17 protein-coding genes and 1 riboswitch are annotated in these 16178 nt (G+C 32.6%); of the genes, 8 read left to right on the top strand and 9 right to left on the bottom strand.

Going from position 1 to position 16178, the window contains the following annotated elements; genetic code table 11:
• Positions 1 to 41: 41 nt before the first annotated feature.
• Positions 42 to 1493: a S41 family peptidase gene (locus ACEN2I_RS11505; RefSeq protein WP_441766247.1), complete on the bottom strand. Its 1452-nt coding sequence runs from the start codon at positions 1491 to 1493 to the stop codon at positions 42 to 44.
• A 244-nt stretch (positions 1494 to 1737) separates the two neighbouring features.
• On the opposite strand from ACEN2I_RS11505, the gene ACEN2I_RS11500 reads away from it, so the two are divergent.
• The 6 genes from ACEN2I_RS11500 (at position 1738) to yiaA (ending at position 5018) form a co-directional block, all read left to right on the top strand.
• Positions 1738 to 2247 carry an RNA polymerase sigma factor gene (locus tag ACEN2I_RS11500; protein WP_441766246.1) on the top strand — a complete coding sequence of 170 codons (510 nt, stop codon included), beginning with the start codon at positions 1738 to 1740 and terminating at the stop codon, positions 2245 to 2247.
• Positions 2234 to 2692, top strand: a complete 459-nt coding sequence (locus ACEN2I_RS11495) for a hypothetical protein (RefSeq protein ID WP_441766245.1) — start codon at positions 2234 to 2236, stop codon at positions 2690 to 2692. Before ACEN2I_RS11500 ends, ACEN2I_RS11495 begins: the two co-directional genes overlap by 14 nt.
• 13 nt (positions 2693 to 2705) lie before the next feature.
• The gene (locus ACEN2I_RS11490) at positions 2706 to 3233 is read left to right on the top strand and encodes a DUF4252 domain-containing protein (RefSeq protein ID WP_441766244.1); all 528 of its coding nucleotides are present in this window, start codon (positions 2706 to 2708) and stop codon (positions 3231 to 3233) included.
• A 12-nt stretch (positions 3234 to 3245) separates the two neighbouring features.
• The gene (locus ACEN2I_RS11485; RefSeq protein ID WP_441766243.1) at positions 3246 to 3782 is read left to right on the top strand and encodes a DUF4252 domain-containing protein; all 537 of its coding nucleotides are present in this window, start codon (positions 3246 to 3248) and stop codon (positions 3780 to 3782) included.
• 152 nt (positions 3783 to 3934) lie between these two features.
• Positions 3935 to 4609, top strand: coding sequence for a TIGR02117 family protein (locus tag ACEN2I_RS11480; RefSeq protein WP_441766242.1), 675 nt, complete (start codon positions 3935 to 3937; stop codon positions 4607 to 4609).
• A gap of 13 nt (positions 4610 to 4622) precedes the next feature.
• Positions 4623 to 5018 carry an inner membrane protein YiaA gene (gene yiaA / locus ACEN2I_RS11475; RefSeq protein ID WP_441766241.1) on the top strand — a complete coding sequence of 132 codons (396 nt, stop codon included), beginning with the start codon at positions 4623 to 4625 and terminating at the stop codon, positions 5016 to 5018.
• A gap of 98 nt (positions 5019 to 5116) precedes the next feature.
• Here yiaA and carB read toward each other — a convergent pair whose 3' ends face one another.
• Both carB and rpmH read right to left on the bottom strand, forming a co-directional pair.
• On the bottom strand, positions 5117 to 7972 hold the full coding sequence (gene carB / locus ACEN2I_RS11470) for a carbamoyl-phosphate synthase large subunit (protein ID WP_441766240.1): 2856 nt from the start codon (positions 7970 to 7972) through the stop codon (positions 5117 to 5119).
• Between the two features lie 143 nt (positions 7973 to 8115).
• The gene (rpmH, locus tag ACEN2I_RS11465) at positions 8116 to 8277 is read right to left on the bottom strand and encodes a 50S ribosomal protein L34 (RefSeq protein WP_008464848.1); all 162 of its coding nucleotides are present in this window, start codon (positions 8275 to 8277) and stop codon (positions 8116 to 8118) included.
• Positions 8278 to 8443: 166 nt separating this feature from the next.
• On the opposite strand from rpmH, the gene ACEN2I_RS11460 reads away from it, so the two are divergent.
• On the top strand, positions 8444 to 8959 hold the full coding sequence (locus ACEN2I_RS11460) for a DUF2892 domain-containing protein (RefSeq protein ID WP_441766239.1): 516 nt from the start codon (positions 8444 to 8446) through the stop codon (positions 8957 to 8959).
• A gap of 210 nt (positions 8960 to 9169) precedes the next feature.
• On the opposite strand, the gene ACEN2I_RS11455 is transcribed toward ACEN2I_RS11460, so the two are convergent.
• The gene (locus tag ACEN2I_RS11455; RefSeq protein WP_441766238.1) at positions 9170 to 9829 is read right to left on the bottom strand and encodes an alpha/beta hydrolase; all 660 of its coding nucleotides are present in this window, start codon (positions 9827 to 9829) and stop codon (positions 9170 to 9172) included.
• Positions 9830 to 10111: 282 nt separating this feature from the next.
• Between ACEN2I_RS11455 and ACEN2I_RS11450 the strand changes: the two genes are divergently transcribed.
• Positions 10112 to 10417, top strand: coding sequence for an N-acetyltransferase (locus tag ACEN2I_RS11450; RefSeq protein ID WP_441766237.1), 306 nt, complete (start codon positions 10112 to 10114; stop codon positions 10415 to 10417).
• A 121-nt stretch (positions 10418 to 10538) separates the two neighbouring features.
• Here ACEN2I_RS11450 and ACEN2I_RS11445 read toward each other — a convergent pair whose 3' ends face one another.
• The 5 genes from ACEN2I_RS11445 to ACEN2I_RS11425 all read right to left on the bottom strand — a co-directional run bounded on the left by ACEN2I_RS11445 (position 10539) and on the right by ACEN2I_RS11425 (position 16124).
• A complete protein-coding gene (locus ACEN2I_RS11445; RefSeq protein WP_441766236.1) occupies positions 10539 to 11507 on the bottom strand; it encodes a T9SS type A sorting domain-containing protein in 969 nt (322 codons plus the stop codon).
• A gap of 63 nt (positions 11508 to 11570) precedes the next feature.
• A complete protein-coding gene (locus tag ACEN2I_RS11440) occupies positions 11571 to 12623 on the bottom strand; it encodes a DUF5074 domain-containing protein (protein ID WP_441766235.1) in 1053 nt (350 codons plus the stop codon).
• A gap of 4 nt (positions 12624 to 12627) precedes the next feature.
• Positions 12628 to 14481: a TonB-dependent receptor plug domain-containing protein gene (locus tag ACEN2I_RS11435; protein ID WP_441766234.1), complete on the bottom strand. Its 1854-nt coding sequence runs from the start codon at positions 14479 to 14481 to the stop codon at positions 12628 to 12630.
• Between the two features lie 27 nt (positions 14482 to 14508).
• Positions 14509 to 14744, bottom strand: a riboswitch (cobalamin riboswitch).
• 67 nt (positions 14745 to 14811) lie between these two features.
• Positions 14812 to 15348, bottom strand: coding sequence for an alpha-ribazole phosphatase (gene cobC / locus ACEN2I_RS11430; protein WP_441766233.1), 537 nt, complete (start codon positions 15346 to 15348; stop codon positions 14812 to 14814).
• Positions 15333 to 16124 (bottom strand): adenosylcobinamide-GDP ribazoletransferase, encoded by a 792-nt coding sequence (locus ACEN2I_RS11425; RefSeq protein ID WP_441766232.1) that lies wholly within the window; start codon positions 16122 to 16124, stop codon positions 15333 to 15335. Before ACEN2I_RS11425 ends, cobC begins: the two co-directional genes overlap by 16 nt.
• Between the last annotated feature and the right edge of the window lie 54 nt (positions 16125 to 16178).

Here is a 16178-nt window from a genome sequence, read left to right as displayed (position 1 = left end):
AACTTTTTAGGGCATTTTCTTTTTTTGTCTTCCTTTTAAAATTATTTAGGATTTTCTATATACATTTCTTTTCCAAATCGTCGCATTGATTTTGAATCTGTAAAATAAGGAAGAGCTAATCCTTTGTCGATTTGTGACCTTTTTGACGTATTGCCTGTAATTTTAGAAAGGGCGAGATTTAGTAAAGGTTCAGATGGATCGCCTAAAACGCCATAACTGCTTACATATTCGTCTTGTGCGAAAGTTGGTGTTAATCCACTTGTATAATCCCCAAATTTTTGTGCGTTAGTGATTTTAAAAGTTAGAGGCTGCATAGCGTATTTATGAGTAGGATTTACTTTTGTTTTTGTTAGAGTTTCTGAATCATAAATCGTATTAGAGCCAACATTTTTTCCTATAGTTGTTTCACCAATTTGTATTACATTGATATAGGGTTTTAAGCCATTGATAACCAGTTCGCTTGCAGAAGCAGTATTGCTAGTTGTTATAATGTAAACTGTATTTAAGTTTAAACTGTTTACAGCATTTCCATCAAGCGTTGATACAAATCTTTCATTTAATGATTCTAAATCTTCAGTGCTAAATGTTGAAGTTTGTTTTGCATTGTATTGACGAATAGAAAATATTTGTCCGGTAAACTGTCCTGTAATCATACTCGCTAATCTGGTTGAAGAACGAACAGAGCCTCCGCCATTGTACCTTAAATCTAAAACTAAATCTGTAGCGCCTCCAGCTTTTAATTGAGCGAAAGCCTGATTCAAATCATTATCATATTCACTATAAAACCCATTATACATTAAATAGCCTATTTTGTGACTTCCTGAAGATATTATTTTATTGATTAAAATTGGATTTTCTTCTAAAACAGTTTTTGTTAATATAACTGATTTTCCGTTTGTAACAAAATCATTACCGTTATACTCGGCTAAATTTAAGGTGAAGCTATCTGAATCCAGTAACAATTTTTCGTAATTTGAAACTGTAAGTGCTGTTCCATTAACTTTTGTGAATAAATCACCACGTTTAATGTCTTTCTTTGAAGCATCTGAATTCGGAATGATATAGCGTATGTAGCCTACTAAATTGTCTGAATCTTTAGACTGCCTGCTTAATCTAAAATCAATACCACTGTTTTTTGTAATACCATTTAATTCCTGCTCCAAAACAGTGTAGTCGTCAACAATCCAGCTAAAACGATCTATAGCGTCTCCGTTTGGATATTTACTTACCGGTTTGTTTAATAAATCCTGGAATAAATTTTCGGGTTTTGAATAGCCTTTCAAGAAAGAGTCCAAGGCATCCGGATTTGCAAAACGATTATCAGCTAAATTGGGAACATCGACCTGCCATAAATAAACTTTATTTAATCCTCTCCAGATAAAATTATTTATTTGTAGCTCTTTTGAAGTGACGACATCATCTTTATCATCACAAGATTGCAGACTAAATGCAATTAAAAAAAAGTAAACGAAACATCTTAATGTTTTTTTCATAAAATAGGGGTTTCAATATAGTATATACGTAAAAATAGTACCTTTAGTTTTAACTAAGATAAATGTACAGTTTTTTTTACAATATTTTTTTAAGTTGCTTGTAACAAAAATAATACTGTATCGTCTTGACTATATAAGCTAATGAACCATCTTTGATTTAAAAATGAATATGGCCGTAAAATAGTCAAAAAACATTGATAGAATATGTGAATTACATATTTCAGAAATCAATAAATAACCAGATATGAACCAAGTTGTATTTATAGAATTGATAAATCCTTTTAAAGACAAAGTTTTTCGTCTGGCAAAAAGATTACTAACCAGTACTGAAGAAGCTGAAGATGCAACTCAGGAAGTAATGGTGAAATTATGGAACAAAAAAGACAATTTACATGCTTATCATAATATCGAAGCCATGGCGATGACAATGACAAAAAATTATTGTCTGGATCAATTAAAATCTAAAAGGGCAGGTAATCTTAAAATTGTACATAATAATTTTACTGATCGGGAACCTCAATTAGATAAAAAACTGGAAGACTCAGATAGTTTACAATGGGTTGAAAAAATAATAAGTCATTTGCCTGAACAGCTTCAAATACTAATTCAGCTAAGGGATGTTGAACAATATGAGTTTGATGAAATTGCGAAAATTGTCAACATGAATGAAACGGCTATCCGGGTGGCACTTTCCAGAGCGAGAAAAAAAATACGAGAATCAATGGTTAATACACACAGTTATGGAATTCAATAAAATAGAAGATATATTAGAAAAATACTTTCAGGGAGAAACTAGTATTGCCGAAGAAAATCAATTAAGAGAATATTTTTCTTCATCAAATGTTGCGCAGCATTTACAACAATACAAACCAATGTTTGGTTATTTCTCTCAGGTAAAAGAACAAAAATTGACGCAAGAGATACCACTAAAAACTAATAAACGAAATGTGGCGTGGTTATCAATTGCGGCTTCTGCCGTTGTTTTACTAGGAATTGGAACCTATTTTTATATGAGCGAAAAAAATACAACTCAGGTTGTATCGCAATCAGAATTAGGAACCTATGATGATCCGGAAGAAGCTCTTGCCGCGACGCAAAAAGCTTTGGCCTTATTGTCAAGCAATGTTAATGTAGGTATTGGAAGTGTACAATACATTAAGGAATATGAGCAATCAAAAAACAAAATTTTTAAACAATAAAATATCAATCAAAATGAGAAATTTAATTCTAACACTAATCTTTGCATTCGTTACCACTACTTTTTATGCACAGGGAGCCTTTGATAAATATGATGGCCAGGACGATGTAACATCTGTAATTGTAAACAAAAAAATGTTTGACTTAATGAGTAAGGTAAAAGTTGACGCTTCTGACAAAGAAACTGCTCAATACATTAATTTGATTAAAAAATTAGACTACTTAAAAGTGTTTACTACAAAAAACCCTAAAATTGAAGCCGACATGAAAGCGTCAGCGGAAAAATATGTAAAATCTGCCGGCTTAGAAGAGCTAATGCGAATTAATGACGGCGGAAGAACCGTAAAAATATCTGTAAAATCGGGCGCTACAGATTCTCAGGTCAGAGAGTTATTAATGTACGTTGACGGAGCCAAAAATGACGAAACTGTTTTATTATCCTTAACAGGTAATTTTGATATTAACGAAATTTCTGTACTTACAGATAAAATGCAGCTTCCTGGAGGTGCCGATCTAAAAAAAGCCTCTAAAGGGAAAAAATAATTCAAACTAATTATGAAAGCAAGCGTTTTTACCTCAGTCCTTCTAGCATTACTAACTTTAGTAAGTTGTAATTCTGATCCTTCATTGCAGAAATATTTTGTAGAGAATACAGATAATAAAAACTTTATCGCACTTGATGTTTCTCCCAGCATTTTAAACGTAGAGAAAACAAAATTATCTGCAGATCAAAATGAAGCCTTAAAATCATTTGATAAAATGAACATTTTAGCTTTTAAGGCAACTACTCAAAATCAAGCTGAATTTGAAAAAGAACGAGCAAAAGTTAAGGAGATTTTAAAAGACCCAAAATACCAAAAACTTATGTCGTTTGGTTCAGGTAAAGATGGCGCATCCATTAGTTATTTAGGTTCTGATGATAATATCAAAGAGTTTGTCGTTTTTGCCAACAGAAAAGAAAATGGTTTTGCTGTCGTTCGTGTATTAGGCGAGAACATGAATCCTAATAATATTATGACACTAATGTCGGTCTTAAAAGAATCCAAAATCGATATGGAACAATTGAAGCCTTTGCAGCAATTGATTAAATAAACACATCTTATTTTTAATTCACAAAAAGCTCCGTAATTGGAGCTTTTTGTTTTAATATCATGAAAGATTATCCTTAATAATTTGTTTTAATTTTATTTTGATGTTAAATGAATTTAATTACATTTACTGGATAATTTTATTTTAAATATTCATTGAAAAAAGTTTTAAAAATCACACTCAAAATATTTCTAGTTTTTTTAGGATTTATTTTAATTTACTTAGCAGCTGTATTTTCTCTTTCTAAAATTACAGTAAATCAGGAACCAAATACAAAACCCGAATTAGCAATTTACATTTTGACTAATGGTGTGCATACCGATATTGTAATGCCCGTTAAAAATAACCAGATTGATTGGAGTCAGCTTGTTAAATTTGAAAACACAAAAGCTGCTGATTCTACGTATAAGTATTTGGCAATGGGCTGGGGTGATAAAGGGTTTTATCTGGAAACGCCTGAATGGTCTGCTTTAAAAGCTTCAGTTGCTTTTAAAGCAGCTTCCGGATTGAGTACTACTGCTATTCATGCCACTTACTACAAAAAATTAAAAGAAGGCGACGATTGCAAAAAAATGATGATAAGCAAAGAGCAATATCGTCGCTTAATAAAATATATTTCCGAAAGTTTTCAAAAAGACCCATCCGGAAATTTCTTAAACATAAAAACTAATGCGGTTTATGGCAAAACGGATGCTTTCTATGAAGCAAACGGTAGTTATAGTTTATTTCATACCTGCAATACCTGGGCTAACAGCGGTTTAAAAGCTAGTGGTCAAAAATGCTGCTTTTGGACAGCTACCGACTCGGGAATTTTTTCTAAATACAAATAAAATTAATATAAAAATGGAACAAAAAACTTCGAATGCCTTTATAGCAGCATCTTGGGTAGCTCTGGGAGCTGGAACAGTTGGATTTATAGTTGGACTTGCAAGAGCAGAAATGCTGTTAAACGAAAAAGGATATTATTTTACTGTTTTAATGTTTGGCCTTTTTGCGGTTGTTTCGCTGCAAAAAAGCGTTAGGGACCGACTTGAAAAACTTCCTGTAACGGATATTTATTACGGTATTTGCTGGTTTGGAACGCTTTTATCCATTGTTTTATTAGCTGTAGGACTTTGGAACGCTACTATTCTTCCAAGCGAAAAAGGTTTCTATACTTTTGCCTTTTTATTGGCATTGTTTGGTGCTATTTCTGTGCAAAAAAATACAAGAGATAATATGTCATTTTCTAATGAATAATCTCTAAAATTTATAATAAACAAGAATAACTTTCTAATTTATTAAATATTAAAAAAGCTCCAATTATTTGGAGCTTTTTTAATATAAGGATTTGAGAATTATTTACTCAAATACATTTTTCTTCTTGAATACAATTCGTAGAATTGATCGTCTTTTAAGTCATCAATAAATAAGATGCTTTCTCCTGTTGATTTCATCTCAGGGCCTAATGCTTTGTTTACATTTTGGAATTTGCTGAAAGAGAAAACCGGCTGTTTGATGGCGTATCCTTTTAATTGGGGATTAAAATCGAAATCAGTTACTTTATTGTGTCCTAACATTACTTTTGTAGCGTAGTTTACATAAGGCTCTCCGTATGCTTTTGCAATAAATGGTACTGTTCTCGAAGCTCTTGGATTTGCTTCGATAATGTAAACGGTGTCATCCTTAATCGCAAACTGAATATTGATTAAACCAACTGTTTTTAAAGCTCTCGCGATTTTATAAGTATGGTCTTTTATCTGCTGCATTACGAACTCCCCTAAGTTAAAAGGAGGTAATGTAGCATTACTGTCTCCTGAGTGTACTCCACAAGGTTCAATGTGCTCCATAATTCCTATGATGTAAACGTTTCCGTCAGCATCACAAATTGCATCAGCTTCAGCTTCGATTGCTCCGGCTAAATAATGATCTAAAAGCAGTTTGTTTCCTGGAATCGTTTTCAATAAATTGATAACGTGCTCCTCCAGTTCTTTTTTATTGATAACAATTTTCATTCCCTGACCTCCTAATACATAAGAAGGACGAATTAATAATGGAAAATCTAAAGTATCTGCAAGAGCAGAGGCTTCATCAGCAGTTTCAGCAATTCCGAATTGTGGGAAAGGAATATGTAGTTCTCTCAGTAAATCTGAGAAGCGTCCTCTGTCTTCAGCTAAATCAAGCGCATCAAAACTGGTTCCGATAATTTTTACTCCGTATTTAGATAATTTTTCAGCTAGTTTCAAAGCAGTCTGACCTCCTAACTGCACAATAACACCTTCTGGTTTTTCATGCTGAATGATATCGTAAATATGTTCCCAGAAAACTGGCTCAAAATATAATTTATCAGCTGTATCAAAATCTGTCGAAACCGTTTCAGGATTACAGTTGATCATAATCGTTTCGTAACCACATTCTTTTGCGGCCAAAACTCCATGCACACAAGAATAGTCAAACTCAATCCCTTGTCCAATTCTGTTTGGTCCTGAACCTAAAACGATAATTTTCTTTTTATCAGTAACAATACTTTCGTTATCTACATAACGCTCGCCATTTGCTTTTTCAATTTCAGCCTCAAAAGTGGAGTAGTAGTAAGGTGTCTGAGCTTTAAACTCAGCTGCGCAGGTATCAACCAATTTAAATACACGGTTGATGTTTTTGTCCATTCTTAAAGTATGAACTTCGCTTTCCAGACAATTCATCATGTGTGCAATTTGTCTGTCGGCAAAACCTTTTTGTTTGGCTTCCAGCAAAAGCTCTTTTGGAAGATCTGAAATTTTATAGTTCGAAATTTCTTTTTCTAAAGTATAAAGTTCTTCGTATTGTTTTAAAAACCACATATCGATTTTTGTGATTTCATGAATACGGCTCAACGGAATCCCCATTGCAATTGCATCATAAATAACAAAAACACGATCCCAGCTTGCAAAAGTCAGTTTCTCGATAATTTGCTCGTAATTAGTATATCCTTTTCCGTCAGCTCCTAAACCATTTCTTTTGATTTCTAGTGATTGCGTAGCTTTGTGCAAAGCTTCCTGAAACGAACGTCCAATTCCCATTACTTCACCAACAGATTTCATCTGGAGGCCTAAAGTTCTGTCAGCACCTTCGAATTTATCGAAGTTCCAACGCGGTATTTTTACAATTACATAATCCAATGTCGGCTCGAATAAAGCTGAAGTGGATTTTGTAATTTGGTTCTGTAATTCATCTAAGTTGTATCCTAAAGCCAGTTTAGAAGCAATTTTAGCAATCGGGTAACCTGTTGCTTTTGATGCTAAGGCAGAAGAGCGAGAGACACGAGGGTTAATTTCGATGGCAACAATATCTTCTTTTTCATCTGGAGAAACTGCGAATTGTACGTTACATCCTCCCGCAAAATTTCCGATACTTCGCATCATAAGGATAGCATAATCACGTAATTTTTGGAAAGTTGTATCAGATAAAGTCATAGCTGGTGCAACCGTAATCGAATCTCCGGTATGAATCCCCATTGGATCCATATTTTCTATTGAACAGATAATGACAACGTTGTCGTTTTTATCTCTCAAAAGTTCCAATTCGTATTCTTTCCAGCCTAATAAAGCTTTGTCAATCAGTACTTCATGAATTGGTGACATTTCTAATCCGTAGGTTAGTTTTTCATCAAATTCTTCTTTACTGTGAACAAAAGCGGCTCCGGTTCCTCCAAGTGTGAACGAAGGGCGAATTACTAATGGAAATCCAAACTCCTGAGCAATTTCTTTTCCTTCAAGGAAAGAAGTAGCTGTTTTTGCAGGTGCCGTAGGGACATTTATTTTATGTAGCAGTTGTTTAAATTGCTCTCTGTCTTCCGTAATATTGATGGCATTTACATCAACACCAATTAATCTTACTCCAAAATCCTGCCAGATTCCTTTTTCATCTGCTTCCAGACACAAATTCAGAGCTGTTTGCCCGCCCATTGTTGGTAGAACAGCGTCAATTTGTGGATGTTCCTTCAGAATTTCAATAATCGATTTTGTAGTTAATGGTTTCAGATAAATATGATCGGCCATTGTTGGGTCGGTCATGATTGTCGCTGGATTTGAGTTTATCAAGATAACTTCAATTCCTTCTTCGCGAATAGAACGTGCAGATTGAGATCCTGCATAATCAAATTCACAAGCTTGACCAATTACGATAGGTCCTGAACCTATTATTAAAACTGATTTTATTGATGTGTCTTTAGGCATTTTGTTTGTATTGTGTAGTTATATTTAATTTAAATGGGCAGTAGTTTGTTAAAAACCAGGATTTTAACCGCTTTTTTTACTGACAAGGTATAAAAAAAGGCGATACTAAAAAAGTAATCGCCTTATGTATGTTTATGAAAACATTATTTTTTGTGTCTAGGTTCGCTAGAAACAGTTAATTTATGTCTTCCTTTAGCTCTTCTACGCGCTAGAACTTTTCTTCCATTCGCAGAAGCCATTCTGTCCATAAATCCGTGCTTATTTCTTCTTTTTCTTTTCGATGGTTGAAATGTTCTTTTGCTCATTGCTTTGTATCTTTAAAATGGTATCTAATATCTATTTTCTGTTTTTGAATATCGTTATCCCAAAACCGAGTGCAAATATACAAAGACTTTTTTTTCTGGCAAGTACTTTAATAAAAATATTTTTAATTCATTTTACTATATTTGCAGTTACAAATATACATCTATTATGTTTCATAAAAATATTAAACTTATTTTAGCCGGACTTCTTGTAGTTGCTGGCATTTGGCAATTTACTGAAAGTAATATCGGAAATGGTATTTTCCTTTTGTTATTGACTGCAATTCCAATTTTTCTTTATTTCAAAAACGAATTTATCCTTTTAGCTTTCCTTAAATTAAGAAAACAAGACTTTGAGGGCGCTAAAAAATGGCTGGCATACATCAAAAATCCTGAAGCGGCTTTGGTAAGAAAGCAACAAGGCTACTTTAATTACCTTCACGGAATCATGTTATCTCAAACGAATATCAACCAGGCCGAGAAACATTTCAAAAAAGCAATTGAATTGGGATTGTCTATGGATATGGATTTAGCTGTAGCAAAATTAAACCTTGCAGGAGTTGCTATGTCACGCAGAAGAAAACTGGAAGCAACCAATTTGTTAAATGAAGCTAAGAAATTAGACAAACAAGGAATGCTAAAAGAGCAAATCACCATGATGAAAGAGCAAATGAAGAAAATCTAAATTTTTTTAAATAAGAATTTTTAAAATCCCAAATCCCAATTCAGGTATTTGGGATTTTTTTGTTTTATAATTTTAATTTGAAATTTATTTATTAGAATTTTTAGGAGCTGTTTCCTGCTATCCGTTACAATCTTTTGTATCGCTGACAGCAGCGCCACAAAAGGATTTTCACTTCTATCAGGGCTATGAGTTTAAGTTTTATAAGAATACTTATTCCTCTAATATAATCGATGGTAAATTCTCATTCAGCCATTTGTATTTATTCAGAATCATAATATGAGTTCCACCTTTTACAACAATGCATTTATTGATATATTTTATAGGAAAAACATCATCCTGATCACCATGAATATGGACTACTTTTTCGTCGATTTCACTTCTGTCCCAACAAATCACAGATTCTACAGCCCATTGCAGATAATTTAAATCTCTGACAGCAAGAAACTTTTCATATAATTTAATACGTTTATTTATTTTTTCGCCAAAAGAAAATTTAGCAAGATTCTCTATATTCAAAATTAACTTCATCGGAATCAATTTGTAGGCTTTTGTATTTTTTCCGATTTTCATTCTCCTTGGAAACTCCATATTGCTTCTTACGCTCGAAATAATAATCACCTTTCGTACTTCGATATGTTTTGCCATTTCCTGAACTAAAATTCCACCAAAAGAAACTCCAATCAAAACCGGATTCTTATGGTTGATATCTTTTGTAATTCGAAGAGCATAATCAGATAATGATTCTTTTACCTGCGGAATTTTCCATTCAAGCAAACAAACTTCAAAAATAGATTCATCTAATTGGATTCTTTCAAAAATAGCCGGACTGGCTGCCAAACCGGGCATAAAATAAACAGGAATTTTACTCATTTGATAGAAAAGGAATTTAATTAGAGAAGCTAAAATTACTTTTTTTACTAATATGCACAGCGAATATTCCTTTTTTAATTAATTATTAAAATAAATGAAGCGCAAAATTATTTATATGTTAACTGTATGGAGCTATTAAAAAAAAATAATTTCATATTGAAAATCAAATGATTAACTTTGCAATCCAAATCATTCGTGTTTAGTATTATTTTATGATTTTTAAACCGAGACAATTGCCCTAAATCTATATTATATTTTTAACCTTCTAAAAAATGACAAATTATGGAACCTATTGAAACTATTATGGTAATCAAAGACAACACTTTTGCTAGACAATTTGAAGCCATACTGCCTGAAGGAATGCTTTCTGTTGAATATTCATTTCAGGAAAAGAAAATCTTTTTAACTAAAATCAACACTCCTGAAGGCTTTGAAAATCAGGATTTAATTAATGCACTGCTTAAAAACATCATGGAGATTATTATCGAAAAGAAGTTTAGATTGATGCCTATTCATCCAAAAATTGTATTATTTATTAAAAAGAATCCACAATATAAGGAATTGCTTCCACCGGGAATCAGGATTTAAAAAGGCAAATTGCCCATACGTGTATATTAAATTTCGATGTAAATAAAAAGTAATATTAAAAAGGCTTTCATTTCTGAAAGCCTTTTTTGTCCAAAAACAAATTCTAAAAAACAACAATTAACTAATTTATAATTATTTTTTTGACCATTTTTTTATCCAGAAGTGTTACTTCAAATATATAAGTGCCTGAATTTATATCGGAAATTGTAATTTCTCCATAATTTGATTTCGGCAAATCTTTTACAATCTTTCCGGTAATATCATAAATTAAAATGCTGCTTTCTTCCTTACTATTTAGATGAATAATATCTGAGGCAGGATTTGGATATAGTGTAACAGATTCTGAAGTAAAATTTTCATTTCCTAAAGTATTTTGGTTAATAACACCAATGCCATTCAAATCAAATCCTCCAGATGCAAAAGGTGTAGAGTAAGGTTCGTTAATTATATTTCCAAAACTGTCATAAGAGGCATACAAAGGATCAATTGTGCCTATTACATCTATTATTTTGACATGTGTAATCTTGTTTTTATCTAACAAAGCATTATCCGGAATATCTGATAAATCGAAAGGTGTTCCAAAATTAGCACGATATTTTCCGGCTAGATTATTAATGTATCTGCAATCCACTGCTCCAAAACCCCCAATTTGAGTTGTGGTTTGTGTTTCACTATGAGACGGGAATCTGAAAAAGTTAATTCCATCTGAGCTTACTTCTACAAAAGCTAGTTCTAAAAAGGTATCAGAAAAACCATTTTCAAAAACGGCAAAATCAAATCCTGAACCATTGCTAATGGGTGTATCAAAAGTTAAGACTGCGCTTCCGCCGTCACCTAAACTAACAATTCCAGTTCCTGAAGTTCCTCCTTTCATTCCGTCTGCTGGTGTTCCGGCAGTAGCTAAAGGACTATTTGGAACTGCAATATCCTGTGGACCTCTTACCACAGTAATTCCTGTTGCCCAGCCTATGAAAACCGAACTACTTTTAGCTATTGCTGTGCTGCCAGCCTGGTCAGCAGGCGGAGCATAAGATTGAGCCGTGATTATTGATGAACTAAGTAGTAAATTATAAAGTAATTTTTTTATCATTATATATATATATATTAATTTAAAATGCCCTTATATTTTTGTTTATAAGGGCATTTTTTTGTTTTAGTCGTTAAAGTAAAAACCATTAGGCCCTATACCAACTGCGATTTCTTTTTCTAATGTACCTGCCAGGTTATAAATGAAAGCTTTACTATTGGCTCCAAAATCTCCTCCATCAGCAACATAAATACGATTATCATTTACAGCAAAACCATAAACATAGCCTTTAGCTGAAAGTGTAGCAGTTAAAATAGGTGTAGTTGATGCAGTTGTAGCATTAGCATTAATAACATAAACTGAACTTCCTACTGTATAATATACTTTGTCATCTTCAATATCCATGTATCCTGCTCCGTCTAAAGATTCCGGGAAAGTAATTTTAGAAACTGATTTATCAGATAATTTTACTTTTACAATTTCACTTCTACTTCCAAAAGGACCTCTTAAAATATATAAAAACCCGTTTTCTTCCTCAATACAATCAGCACTTGAACCAATTTCTATTGGTGCTTCAAGTTTTTTTGTTGCAATATTTACTACCAATAATTTAGTACTGTTATAAGGTTCTGTAATGTATAGCTTACCATTTTCTAAAACTAATCGATTGGCAGTTGCGTTCAAATCAATTTTAGACTCATATTTATTGGTTTTTAAGTCGATAATAGCAACATAATCATCCGTATGTCCGGCAGGATTACTAGATGAGCCATAAGTATTTGCATTTGTTACATATGCTTTGCCATCTTTTGCAACACCATATCTTGGATTTTCAAGACCTGTTTCTATTTTGTCTACCAATTTAAAAGTATATCTGTTGACAACATTAATTACATCAGATCCTCCTGAAATTATATAGGCATTGTCCCCATTAAAGAATATGTTTTGCAAATAACCGCCCGGGTTATCTTCATTATTAGCAGGTCCATATGCATCTTTCGTAAATGTGATTAAGTCATCATTTAAATAAGATATTGTCCCTTTGACATCAGATCCTTCGTTCAGGATAAAAACACCTTTGTCATAAACTCCTTTAGGCTCATTAGATTCTTCATCATTTGAACACGAAACGAATAGTGATGCACTAAGTGCTATTAAAAACAATTTACTAAACTTCATTATATTAAAATTTTAAGGTTATATACATATTAAAATTGCGACCTGGCATAGGTCTGTTTTCAAGGCTTTCGAATGCTTCATTAAATAAATTCAGAACCTGAAAACCAAGTTTAAAAGATTCCAGAAATTTAAAATCATAATCGATTCCTACATTTGATATCATATAATCATTAATGATTTCATCTGGATCATTATCTGCTCTCGTATAAACAAAACCATTATATAAAAACTGATAATTGGCTGAAATTCTATTTCTGGAGTAAGCAACAGAAGCTGTAGCTTTATTAAAAGGAACAAAAAAGAGTTGTTTTTTAGTATCACTATTTTCAGAAATAGTATGAGCATAGGTAGCATTGACGGCAAAAATATTTTTACCAAACTGCTTTTTCCAGCTTAATAAAGTTTCTGCCCCATAGCTGTTTACCTTGTCTGTATTTTGAGGAGACCAAATGCCATTTTTGCCCGGAACCCACTGCAATAAGTCTTTTATTTTGATATAATAAAAAGTCTGTGTCAGAGTAATGTTTTTAAAAGTAAAGACATTCCCTAATTCGGCCTGATAAGAGCTTTCAGGTTTCAAGTCAGGATTTCCGCCTTCTTCCCAATACAAATCATTAAAGGTTGGAATTCTGAAATTTCGTGACAAATTCAACTTCAGTTTATATAATTCACCAAATTGATAAGATGAACCTATAGAGAACAGAACCGGCGATTTGTAATTATCCGTGAATTCTTTTCGAACACCAAATTCATTTTTCCAGTATGTCGAAACATCTTGTTTTATTAATAAAGAGGCAGAACTTATTTCTCGTGTATTAGTTCCAAAACCGCTTCCGGTACCCGTAGTCTTATTATAATCTATAATACCGTTTATTTGTGTGGATTTAAAAAGAGTGTAACCAACATCTGCTTTGGCAATTAAACTTTCTGTTTTTCCGTAAGTATAATTATTTGTTGAATTGTCAGCATAATATTGGTAGTTTTCGAATATATAGGCTGTCTTTAAATTAGTAGTCAATTTGCCAAAATTACCATCATATTCTAATAAGTTACGATTAAAACCATTGATGTATTTACTTGGCGTTTCGGTTTCAGTAATTAAAGAAGTGTTTCGGTCTGTATTAGAAGTTTGACTGTATAATTTAAAGATATTTCTCGCATTCAATTTGTAACCTAAATTAGCACTCATTGTTATTACATCATATTGCCCATTTTGGTTCCACCGCTGTACGCCTTTCCAGGTATATTTATTCAGATATTTATAATCGTTTGTTGAGCTGTTTTTAGAAAAACCAATTTGTCCGCTCCATTTTTCGTTTGAAATATTGGTTTTATAATTGATTCCAATTGTATTGAAACTTCCGTAATCAAATTTTAAATTGTTTTCAAAACGATTATAAAAAGGCATGTCATTATTTAGATGCACAGTCCCTCCAATAGCACCACTTCCGTAAATAACACTTCCGCCACCAGCTTTAATGCTTATCGAATTATAATCAGAACCGGAAATGGTATTAAAATCAGTACTTCCGTTCATTTGTGAATTGATGTTGATCCCGTTCCAGATTACAGCTGTCTGAGAAGAAGTTGTTCCTCTAAAAGAAACCGTAGAAAGCATGCCGCGTCCGTATTCCTTGAAATAAAGCGTCGAATTGAAATTTAATAAATCAGTTAGTAAAGCCTCATTTTTATTGATAATCGAATCATTGAGTTTCAAAACCGATTGAGAATCCGAGTATTTTTTTAAATTTTTATCTGATACAACAACTTCTTTCAGTTTTGTAATAGAGTCATGCTGCGCCAAAATAATCTGGCACAAAAGCAGAAAGCAAAAAGTAAATCGTTTGTTTAAAGTCATAATTTCTACACTCTTTTTCCCGAGAGTTCGATATTTGTTAATAAGGCAGGTCTCCTGGCTTGCGTTTTGTTATTTACCTTCCCATCGCGCATGGCATGACAGTGGTTTTGTAGCTAATAACAAACATTCTTTTAAAAAGAACTAAGCTTACAGTTGCGGGTACAGCTCAAGATTTGTGGTTTTAAGATATTTAAAATCAGTAACTTGATTCCCTTTTAATGTGTTTTCGTAATTAAAACACAACCTTAATTGGGCGCAAAGATAAAGTTAAAAATATGTAAAAATCAAATTTGTTTTACTTTTTAAAAGAAATTCTAAACAAAAGGAGTTTTAAAAATCTATTTTGACGACTCCTCCAAAATCTACTTTATTTTGAAAAGCGTCTTTTAACGGCAGTGACGTATGATGGCATAAAAAGCTTCTGATAATACCGGCATGAGCTATAATGATAACTGGATAATTTATTTTTGTTGCTATTTTTTCAGATAAGAAATCTCCAGTTCTTTTATGCAATTCAACAAAAGATTCTCCATTTGAAACTTTAATATTGACAAAATCTTCCATCCACGGATTGAGTTGTTCCTGCGGAATAGTGTTCCAGTTTTTCATTTCCCAATCACCAAAATTCATTTCCATCAGTCGATTGTCTTCCTCATAAGAAATGGTTTTTATATTATTCTGGATGTATTTTGCCAAAATAACACATCGCTTCAATGGACTCGAAAAAATTATTGCTTCAGCAGGTAATTGCGAAAGAATGTTTTCGAAAGCAGATTCAAAAGGTTCAGCTAAATCTACATCAGATTGTCCGTAGCAAATACCTTTCTCGCATATCGTTTCGGTATGACGGACTAAATAAATTTCCATACAAAAAGAATACTTAAATAATAAACTACTTCGCATACTTGTTGCGTAGCACCCAAACAATCTCCGGTATAACCATCAATCCATTTCTGGAAATAACGAGCCAAAAAATGACGTGTCAGGAAAACAGGAATTAAAGTTAAAAGTATTTTATAGTGATAAAAGGAGATAGTCAATAAAGGAAGTAATCCGAACAAAAAAGCTCCAAAAACTTCTTTCCAGGTATTTTTTTTTGCAATGGGCTTGCTTTTGCTCGAAGCATCGTCACGTGAATATTCATGTGTAAAAATAATCGATATCGCTGCTAAACGGCTTAAAGCGTGAGCAGAAATAAACAACAAATAAATTTGAAAATAGGAATTTTCGGTTCTTAAAAGTAAAATAGATTCAGAAAGCAATTTGAATTTCAATAAAAAAAGTAACACCAAGCCAATCGCGCCATAAGCACCTATTGCACTATCTTTCATAATTATCAGTATTTTTTCTTTGGTCCAGCCTCCGCCAAAACCATCACAAACGTCTGCAAAACCATCTTCATGAAATGCTCCGGTAGTCAATATAGAAGTTATAATCGCAAAAATTACTGCTATTTCTAAGGAAAGGAAAAGAGAAAAAATATAAAAAGAAATAAAAGAAAAACTACCCACAATCCAGCCAATCAAAGGAAAATATCGGGTAGCTTTATTTAAATAATCAGGATGATGATTGATATTTTTAGGACAGGGAATCCGGGTGTAAAACATTAAAGAAGTGAAGAAAATATGTAGTTCTTTTTTCATTGAAAATTAATTTTTATTCAGTTTTGTGATTTCTCCTCTTTCGAAATGACAGAC

The sequence above is a fragment of the Flavobacterium sp. W22_SRS_FK3 genome, assembly GCF_052113665.1.
Lineage (GTDB): Bacteria > Bacteroidota > Bacteroidia > Flavobacteriales > Flavobacteriaceae > Flavobacterium.
Note: the sequence above shows the minus strand (reverse complement) of the source record. Positions and strands in the feature narration are given on the sequence as shown.

Bases quoted from the DNA above. Each gene is read 5' to 3' on its own strand.
- ACEN2I_RS11505 (WP_441766247.1), bottom strand. From the start codon at position 1,493: ATGAAAAAAACATTAAGATGTTTCGTTTACTTTTTTTTAATTGCATTT.
- ACEN2I_RS11500 (WP_441766246.1), top strand. From the start codon at position 1,738: ATGAACCAAGTTGTATTTATAGAATTGATAAATCCTTTTAAAGACAAA.
- ACEN2I_RS11495 (WP_441766245.1), top strand. From the start codon at position 2,234: ATGGAATTCAATAAAATAGAAGATATATTAGAAAAATACTTTCAGGGA.
- ACEN2I_RS11490 (WP_441766244.1), top strand. From the start codon at position 2,706: ATGAGAAATTTAATTCTAACACTAATCTTTGCATTCGTTACCACTACT.
- ACEN2I_RS11485 (WP_441766243.1), top strand. From the start codon at position 3,246: ATGAAAGCAAGCGTTTTTACCTCAGTCCTTCTAGCATTACTAACTTTA.
- yiaA (WP_441766241.1), top strand. From the start codon at position 4,623: ATGGAACAAAAAACTTCGAATGCCTTTATAGCAGCATCTTGGGTAGCT.
- carB (WP_441766240.1), bottom strand. From the start codon at position 7,972: ATGCCTAAAGACACATCAATAAAATCAGTTTTAATAATAGGTTCAGGA.
- rpmH (WP_008464848.1), bottom strand. From the start codon at position 8,277: ATGAGCAAAAGAACATTTCAACCATCGAAAAGAAAAAGAAGAAATAAG.
- ACEN2I_RS11460 (WP_441766239.1), top strand. From the start codon at position 8,444: ATGTTTCATAAAAATATTAAACTTATTTTAGCCGGACTTCTTGTAGTT.
- ACEN2I_RS11455 (WP_441766238.1), bottom strand. From the start codon at position 9,829: ATGAGTAAAATTCCTGTTTATTTTATGCCCGGTTTGGCAGCCAGTCCG.
- ACEN2I_RS11450 (WP_441766237.1), top strand. From the start codon at position 10,112: ATGGAACCTATTGAAACTATTATGGTAATCAAAGACAACACTTTTGCT.
- ACEN2I_RS11445 (WP_441766236.1), bottom strand. From the start codon at position 11,507: ATGATAAAAAAATTACTTTATAATTTACTACTTAGTTCATCAATAATC.
- ACEN2I_RS11440 (WP_441766235.1), bottom strand. From the start codon at position 12,623: ATGAAGTTTAGTAAATTGTTTTTAATAGCACTTAGTGCATCACTATTC.
- ACEN2I_RS11435 (WP_441766234.1), bottom strand. From the start codon at position 14,481: ATGACTTTAAACAAACGATTTACTTTTTGCTTTCTGCTTTTGTGCCAG.
- cobC (WP_441766233.1), bottom strand. From the start codon at position 15,348: ATGGAAATTTATTTAGTCCGTCATACCGAAACGATATGCGAGAAAGGT.
- ACEN2I_RS11425 (WP_441766232.1), bottom strand. From the start codon at position 16,124: ATGAAAAAAGAACTACATATTTTCTTCACTTCTTTAATGTTTTACACC.